The organism is Micromonospora sp. D75 (genome assembly GCF_018070405.1).
GTDB classification, from domain to species: Bacteria; Actinomycetota; Actinomycetes; order Mycobacteriales; family Micromonosporaceae; genus Micromonospora; species Micromonospora chalcea.
In genome coordinates this window covers 1-7,759 of record NZ_JAGPXV010000259.1, presented here as the reverse complement: position 1 = coordinate 7,759, position 7,759 = coordinate 1, and the positions used below count along the sequence as shown (strand labels likewise).

The following is a 7,759-nucleotide window of genomic DNA, read 5'->3' as shown; positions in this document are numbered from 1 at the left end:
CGTGCCGCAGCGGCGGGCCGTCGGCCACGTTCGCCAGATAGCTGCCGCCGGGCGCCAGCACCCGGGCCACCTCGGCGGCGTACTCCACCGAGGTCAGGTGCGCGGGGGTACGGGCACCCGCGAACACGTCAGCCACGATCACGTCGTACGCGCCGTCCCGGCTCGACGTCAGCGTCGCCCGCGCGTCGGCCACCCGTACCCGCAGTCGCGGATCGGCAGGCCACGGCAGCTCGCGGCGGACCAGCTCCACCAGCGCGCCGTCCACCTCGGACACCCGCTGCGTCGAACCCGGGCGGGTGGCCTGCACGTACCGGGGCAGGGTGAGCGCGCCGCCGCCCAGGTGCAGCACCCGCAGCGGCGCCCCGGCCGGCGCCACCAGGTCCAGCGCGGCGGCCAGCCGCCGGACGTACTCGAACTCCAGGTGAGCCGGATCGGTCAGGTCCACATGCGACTGCGGCGCACCGTCCAGCAGCAACGTCCACGAGCCCGGACGGTCCCGGTCCGGCACCAGTTCGGCCCGCCCGGTGTCGACGTCGGCCACCACCCGGTCGGCGTCGCGTCGCCGGCCCATCAGCGCCGCATTCCGCGCGCCGCCGCGGTGAGCACCCGGTGCAGCAGCCGCGCGTCGCCGAGCATCCCGCGCAACCGGCGTTCCAGCCCGGCGATCGGCACCAGGTTCTGCGGCGCACGCGGATCCTTGTACGGGGTGGAGGCGAACCGGGGCAGCGTCACCAGCGACAGGTCGGCCAGCGCGATCGCCTCCGGCACGGTCAGGTCGGCCGAGCACTCCACCCGCACGATCCCGGCCCACGGCGCCCCGGCGCGCACCGGCAGGCGCAGATACCACGACCAGCCGCCCCACGCCGTGCCCAGCCGGAACACCGGGCACCGCTCACCCGGCGCCAGCCCGGTCACCACTGCGGTCAGCCGCCCGTCCAGGTATTGGCTGTGCTGCGTCTTGATGTACCCGAGCGTGCGCGGCAGGTTCCGCCGGCTGCGCAGCGGGCCGTCCACCACCAGCAGGTCGCCGTCGGTGCGTACCGCGTCGGAGACGGCCACCTCCAGCGCGGTCAGCGGCGCCTGCACCGCCGCGGGCAGCTTGCTCAGCTCACCGGTGCCGCTGACCCGGTGCACCGGGTAACGCACAGTCCCGGCGACCACGTCCTGCGCCGACGGGCTCGCCGTGAACAGGCCCCGGCCCACCCGGGCGCCAGCCATCTCGGCGGCGCCCCGGTCCAGGTCGCAGCGCACCACACCGGCCGCGTACGAGGCGGCGATGCCGGGGAACGAGCCGCCGTCCTCCTCGGCCGTCCAGACACTGGCGTCGATCCGGCGTACCCCGTCGACGAGCAGCACCACGTCCGGCGACCGCACGCCCGCGCGGGGGCCGATCGCCCGCCAGTCGGCGGCCGGCAGCTCGATGTCGGCGTCCACCTGGGCGCTGCTCGGCGCGGCCGGACCGGCCCCACCGGCCGCCTCGAACGACGCGCCGTAGGCCGGATCCCAGGCGTCGACGAAGAACGCCGGCGACTGTGACGTCACAGGCCGGTCCGTTCCACGCGGGCCGTCCGCGCGTCCTTGCGCACCTCGAACCGGACCGGGATCCGCTCGGCCAGCGCCGGCACGTGGGTGACCACGCCGACCATCCGGTCGCCCCGGGCGGCCAGGTTCTCCAGCGTCGCCGCGACCGTGTCCAGCGTCGCCGCGTCGAGCGTGCCGAAACCCTCGTCCAGGACGATCGACTCCAGGCTGGCCGCGGTGGTGGACATGCCGGCGAGCTGCTCGGACAGCGCCAGCGCCAGCGCCAGCGACGCCTGGAACGTCTCCCCGCCGGACAGCGTGCGCACCCCGCGCCGCAGCCCGGCGTCGTGGTGGTCGACCACGAAGAACTCGCCCTTGTCGTGCACCAGGTCGTACTGCCCGCCGGACAGCTCCCGCAGGATCCGCGACGCGCCGTCGACCAGCAGGTCCAGCGCCTCGGTGAGCAGCCAGCGTTCGAAGTTGTTCGCCCGCAGGTGCGAGGCGAGCGCCCGCGCCACCCGCGCCTCGTGCTCGTGCCCGGCCCGCTGCTCCCGCAGCCCGGCGGCCTGCTCGCGGCGCTCGTCCAGGCGGCGCAACTCCGCCTCGGCCCGCTCCACCGCCACCGCCACGTCGCGCGGCGCGTCCTGCGGGGCGTCCAGCCCGGCCGCGGTGAACAGCGCGGCGATCCCGTCGGCGACCTCGGCCGCGGCCCGCTGCGCCGCCTCCACCGACTCGGCCAGCCCGTCGCGGTCCGCGCGCCGCGCCCGCGCCTGCTCGCCCGCCCAGTCGGCCAGCGCCGTCCACGCCGCCGCCACGTCGTCCCGGTCGGCGGCCGGCGGCCCGAACCGGGCCAGCCCGTCGCGTACCGCGTCGAAGTCACGCCAGGCTCGGCGCAGCCGATCCTGCGCGGCGTCCAGCGCGCCCCGCGCCCGCCGGGCCGCCTCCCGCCCGGCCCGCACCGCGCCCGCCGCCTCCTCCAGCGCGGCGCGCAGCCGCGCGTGCTCGGCCAGCGACTCCCGCAGCCGTTCCGGCGCGGGCGCGTCAGTGAGCTGCTCGTCCAGCTCGGCCAGGCGCGCGCCGAGCTGGTCGTGCTGGGTCCGGGCGCGCAGCAGCACCCGGTCCAGCTCGCGGGCCGCGGCGTCGCGTTCCTGCACCACCCGCTTCGCCGCCTCGCTCGCCGCCCGCGCCGCCTTGCCCGCCTCGATCGCCCGGCTCACCGCCGAACCCGTCGGCACCGCCGGCACGGTGGTGACCATCTGCTCGCACACCGGGCAGGGCGCGCCGTCGACCAGGTGCGCCCGCAGCGCCGCCGCCTGGTCGGCGGCCTTCGCGTCCTCGTGCGCGCGGAACGCCGACTCCAGCTCCGTCTCGGCCCGCTGCGCGTCCGCCCGCGCCGCCGCCAGCGCCGCCACTGCCGCGTCGTGCTCGCCGCGCGCCGCGTCCACCGCCGCGCGCACAGTCGCCGCCTCCGCGGTCAGCCGGTCCCGGTCCGCGTACGCCTTCAGGTGCAACCGCAACGCGCTCTCGTCACCGGCGGCGGTCAGCTCCCCGCGCAGCTTCTCCTCGCGCTCCTCGGCCAGCCCGACCGTGGCCGCCGCCTCGTCGGCGGCCACCCGGGCCGCCGCCACCGCCCGCGCCAGCTCGGCGGTGCCGTCCGGCGGCCGCACCCCGGCCAGCACACCCAGCTCCGCGTCGAGGGCGGCCAGCGCCGCGGCCCGCTCACCCGCCGTCGCCCGGGCCCGCTCCCATTCGGGTACGGCGGCAGCGACCGCTGCGGCCAGCTCCCGCATCGCGTCCACCCGCTCCCGGGCGGCGGCCAGACTCTCGTCGTCGACGTCGGTGAGCCCGCCGAGCAGCTTGTCGACGGTCTCCAGCTTCGCCTCGGCCTGCCCGGCCCGCTCGACCGCCTTCTTCTGCACGTTCTCGTAGACGCCCAGCCCGAGCAGGTTCACCAGGATCTGCTGCCGGGTGGCCGGCTTGGCGTGCAGGAAGTCGGCGAACTGCCCCTGCGGCAGCACCACGCAGGAGGTGAACTGCTCGTACGGCAGCCCGACCGCGTCCAGCACCGCCTGTTCCATCTCGGCCGGGGTGCCCGCCACCACCTCGCCCAGATCGTCCGGGCTGAGCCCGGTGTCGAGCTTGGTGACGTCGAAGCCCGGCGGCATGAGCTGCAGCCCGGCGTTGGCCGTCTTCACGGTGCCCCGGCCGTCCCGGCGCACCACCCGGGTCGCCACGTAGCGGTCCCCGGCGGACTCGAACACCAGCCGGACCCGCGCCTCGGTGGCCGACGGCGCCAGCGCGTTCGCCAGCCCCCGGGCGCCGCCCCAGCGCGGCACCGTGCCGTAGAGCGCGAAGCAGATCGCGTCGAGCACCGTCGACTTGCCCGAACCGGTCGGCCCGACCAGCGCGAAGAAGTCCGCGTCGGTGAAGTCGACAGTGGTCTCGTCGCGGAACACCGTGAACCCGGCCATGTCCAGCCGCATCGGCCGCATCAGTGCTCCACCTCCTCGAGCAGCTCGTCGAAGAGTTCCCGGACACCCTCGTCGGCGTGCCCGCGGCTGTCCAGGTAGTCGCCGAACAACTCGCCCGGCGACCGCCCGGCCCGCTGGGCCGTCCGGGTCCCGCTGCCCGGCGCGGGCACCAGCTCCGGGTCGATCCGGATCTCCAGCGCCCGGGGCAGCAGCTCCTGCACCTCCTCGCGCAGCCCGGCCCGGGGCTGCTCCCGGACGTAGACGCGCAGCCAGCCCTCCGGCGCCTCGATCTCGGCGAGCTGCGCGAGCGTGCCGCGTACCGTGCGCAGCGGCACCGCGCCCGGCACCGGCACCTCCCGGATGCGGGCGGCGGTGGTCGCCGTGACCTCCACGATCGTCACCGAGCTGACGTTCTCCTGCTCGCCGAAGTCGACGGCGAGCGGGCTGCCGCTGTAGCGGATCGGGCACGGGCCGATGACCCGCTGCGAGCGGTGCAGGTGACCCAGCGCCACGTAGTGCGCGTTGCCGGGGAAGACGGTGGCCGGGACCGCGTATCCGAGCACCGTGTGCGCGTCCCGCTCGCCGCCGCCGGTGCTCGCCCCGACCACTGTCAGGTGCGCGGTCACCAGGTGCACGCGGTCCGGCTCGGTGAACCCCTCGGCGAGCCGGTCCAGCACCCGGCCCAGGTGGTCGGCGTACGTCTGGTTCGCCTCGGCCGGGGTGAGCGTGTACATCTCCACCGCGCGCACCGCGTACCGCTGGGACAGGAACGGCAGCGCGGCCAGCCGCCAGCGTTCCCCACCGGCGGTGACCCCGTCGACGACGTGCTCGTCCGGGTTCTCCCGGACGCTGCCGCGCAGCGTGATCCCGGCCGCCTCGGCCCACGGGCGCAGCGCGTCCAGCGCCGCGCCGTTGTCGTGGTTGCCGCCGATCGCCACCACGTCCGCGCCGGTTCGCCGCAACGCGGTGAGCGCCCGGGTCACCAGCCGCGTCGCCTCCGGGGTGGGCGCGGCGGTGTCGTACAGGTCACCGGCGACGATGACCAGGTCCGGCCGCTCACGCTGGGCGATCTCGATGACCTGGGCGAGGACCTGCTTGTGCTCCTCGGCCCGGGACTGCCCCTTGAGGACCTTGCCGACGTGCCAGTCGGAGGTGTGCAGGATCTTCATCTGGGTGCCGCCTAGAACGGGATGTCGTCGTCGGAGGAGCCGGAGCCGACCACCGCGAACGGATCGGCGGCCTGCGTGATCGACCGTAGCGTCTCCGAGGGCGCGCGGCCCGCCTCCGAGACCCGGGTGGCCCACGCCGGGAACGGGAACTCCAGGCAGAGCGGCACCGGGATGTCCGGCTGGTTGACGAACATCGTGCCCGGCTTGGCCAGCAGCGCCCGCTGCCGTTGGGCGGGCGGCAGGAAGCCGTACTCCGGGCGGGACGCCTCGGCCGGGTCGAGCCGGCCCACCACCCGGATCGCCGAGTTGGTGACGATCCGCCGTTCCACCTCGCTGGCGGTCTGCTGCGCGCCGACCAGGATCACGCCCAGCGAGCGGCCCCGCTCGGCGATGTCGAGCAGCACCTCCTTGATCGGCGACGAGCCCTCCCGCGGCGCGTACTTGTTCAGCTCGTCCAGCACGACGAACAGCAGCGGCTTGGCGGTGCCCGCCTTCTCCTTGCGCTCGAACTCGCTCTTGAGCGTCACACCGACCACGAACCGCTGCGCGCGATCGGGCAGGTTGTGCAGGTCGACCACAGTCACCTGCGCGCTCTCCGCCGTGTTGATCGAGTGCGGGCGGCGGGTCGCCAGGTCACCACGGATCAACCGGCCCAGGTCCTTCTTGCTGCCGATCAGCCGCCGGGCGAACGCGTTCACGGTGCCCAGCCCGACCGCGCTGCCCGCCCACTCGCCGCGCGTCTCGTCGTCGTTGAGCTGCTCGACCACGTGGTCGACCAGATCCGCGTACGAGCCGAGCCGCACCCCGTCGATGCTCACCCCGCCGTCGGCCGGCTGGGCGTAACGGGCCAGGTGCGCGGCCACCGAGTGGACCACCATCGTGTACTGCTGGCGCTCGTCGTCCGCGTCGGCGAACACGTACGGCAGGAGCCGGTCGGCGCAGAACTCGGACAGCGTCCAGTAGAAGCTGTCCACCCCGGTGAGCCGGCTGCTCACATCCGGCGTGCCGGAGGAGTCGCCGACCCGCGGCGGGGCGTACACCCGCACGTCCGGGAACGCGCCGGCATCAAGGCCCAGCTTCGCGTACGCCGCCCGGGTCGGATCGTCGAGCCGGCTGTTCGGGTGGTCGAGGAAGAGCAGGTCCTCGCCCTTCACGTTGAAGATCAGCGCCTTCGCGTTGACCGCGTCGCCGCCCAGCACGCCGGAGCGGAACACCGAGTAGAGCAGGAACGTGGCGAAACTCGTCTTGGTCGCGACGCCGGAGATGCCGGAGATCGACACGTGCGCGCCCCGGGTGCCGTCGAGGAAGTCGGCGTTGAGGTAGACCGGCACCCCGTCGCGGCCCATCCCCATCGGGATCCGCCGCTCCATCCGGTCGAAGTGCAGCGCCCGCGCCCGCGCGTCACCCTCGGCCCGGTGCACCACGGCGCCCGGCGTCGGCGGCACGTAGAACTCCGGGTCGACCCGCGTGGTCGTCACCTCGGCCGCCTCCTGCACCTGCGCCGGCAGCGTGCCGTCGGCGATGGCGAAGACGTCGGAGTCGAACTGCGCCCCCTCGTGCCGGGCACGCACCTGGGTAACCACCCCGGCGATCGTCACCGGCTCCCGGTCGGGCAGGTCGCGGCGGGTCACCACCACGTCGTCCAGTTGCAGGTAGCTGCCCGGCGCGACAGCCGTCCAGAAGGTGAGCGGGGTGGCGTCGGCGGTGCCGAGCACCCGGCCGACACCCTCGCCGGGCCCGTCGAGCTGGTCGTCGGTCATCGGCGGTCTCCGGTCGGCTGGTCGTACCGTTGGCGGTGCACGTCGTGCATCCTGCCCGAGGGATGCGACAGGTTGCCACGCGACGCGGCGGACGCCACGCCGAGCGTGCGCCGAACGGTAGCCGCCCGGATCCGCCCGGCCACGGTGCGTACGTTTTCGTTGTTTCGGCTATGGGCCCGTCGCGTGGCGCGGGGTGTCGGCGGCACAGGTGACAAGCGCTGCCCATGACGACTGCTCGCGAGGCGCCGGTCGTCTCCGCGCCCGTGTCACCCGTCGCGTTCCACTCGCCGCCCGGCTGGCCCGAGATCGTGGCGATTGCCGTCCGCTCCCGAGCCGTCTCGGAACGCAGGAACTCTGTCCTGCCTCCTGAGAGTCGCGAAGATCTTGGCAGGAAAGGGCACCTATGGGGGCCCTTTCCTACCAAGATCTCCACGGATCTCACTTAACGGAACGCCCTTCCCGCGAGACGGAAGGCGCTCGCCACGACAGGCCGTCGCAGGGGACCCCAGCCGCGCTGCTCCCCGACTAGCGCGATCTTGCAGTTCTGGCCCCCGCAATTCAGCGCGAAACGGGCGCAGTCGGGGCCTCAAGTGCAAGATCACGGGGGTGCCGGGGTGCGGGGGTGCCGGGGTGCCGGGGTGCGGCTCAGGCGGCGGGGGCGGATCCGGCGGGTGTGGGGTCGGCGGGGTCGCGGGCGTACCGCAACATGAGCACTCCGTCGGCGGCGGCCAGCACGTGGCGCAGCGGCTGGTGCCGGGGCGGGCTGGCGTCCCCGGCGGTGATCCGGCCCGGGCCGGCGCCGGCGAGCAGCGGCGCCACGGTCAGGCACAGCTCGTCG

Annotated in this window: 5 protein-coding genes and 1 pseudogene; all 6 read right to left on the bottom strand. The window is 74.9% G+C overall.

Annotated elements, in window-relative coordinates; translation table 11 throughout:
* A partial coding sequence (locus tag KBX39_RS16835; RefSeq protein WP_210871446.1) for a spermidine synthase occupies positions 1–571 on the bottom strand: 571 nt, incomplete at its 3' end.
* Complete coding sequence (locus tag KBX39_RS16830) at positions 571–1,542, bottom strand: hypothetical protein (RefSeq protein WP_210871444.1); 972 nt, start codon at positions 1,540–1,542, stop codon at positions 571–573. The genes KBX39_RS16830 and KBX39_RS16835, both read right to left, overlap by 1 nt.
* The gene (locus KBX39_RS16825; RefSeq protein WP_210871442.1) at positions 1,539–4,013 is read right to left on the bottom strand and encodes an AAA family ATPase; all 2,475 of its coding nucleotides are present in this window, start codon (positions 4,011–4,013) and stop codon (positions 1,539–1,541) included. Before KBX39_RS16825 ends, KBX39_RS16830 begins: the two co-directional genes overlap by 4 nt.
* A complete protein-coding gene (locus tag KBX39_RS16820) occupies positions 4,013–5,161 on the bottom strand; it encodes an exonuclease SbcCD subunit D (protein WP_043325615.1) in 1,149 nt (382 codons plus the stop codon). Before KBX39_RS16820 ends, KBX39_RS16825 begins: the two co-directional genes overlap by 1 nt.
* A gap of 11 nt (positions 5,162–5,172) precedes the next feature.
* Complete coding sequence (locus KBX39_RS16815; protein WP_043325613.1) at positions 5,173–6,921, bottom strand: ATP-binding protein; 1,749 nt, start codon at positions 6,919–6,921, stop codon at positions 5,173–5,175.
* Positions 6,922–7,566: 645 nt separating this feature from the next.
* Positions 7,567–7,759 (bottom strand): annotated as a pseudogene (locus tag KBX39_RS16810) (pyrimidine reductase family protein); the annotation flags it as partial.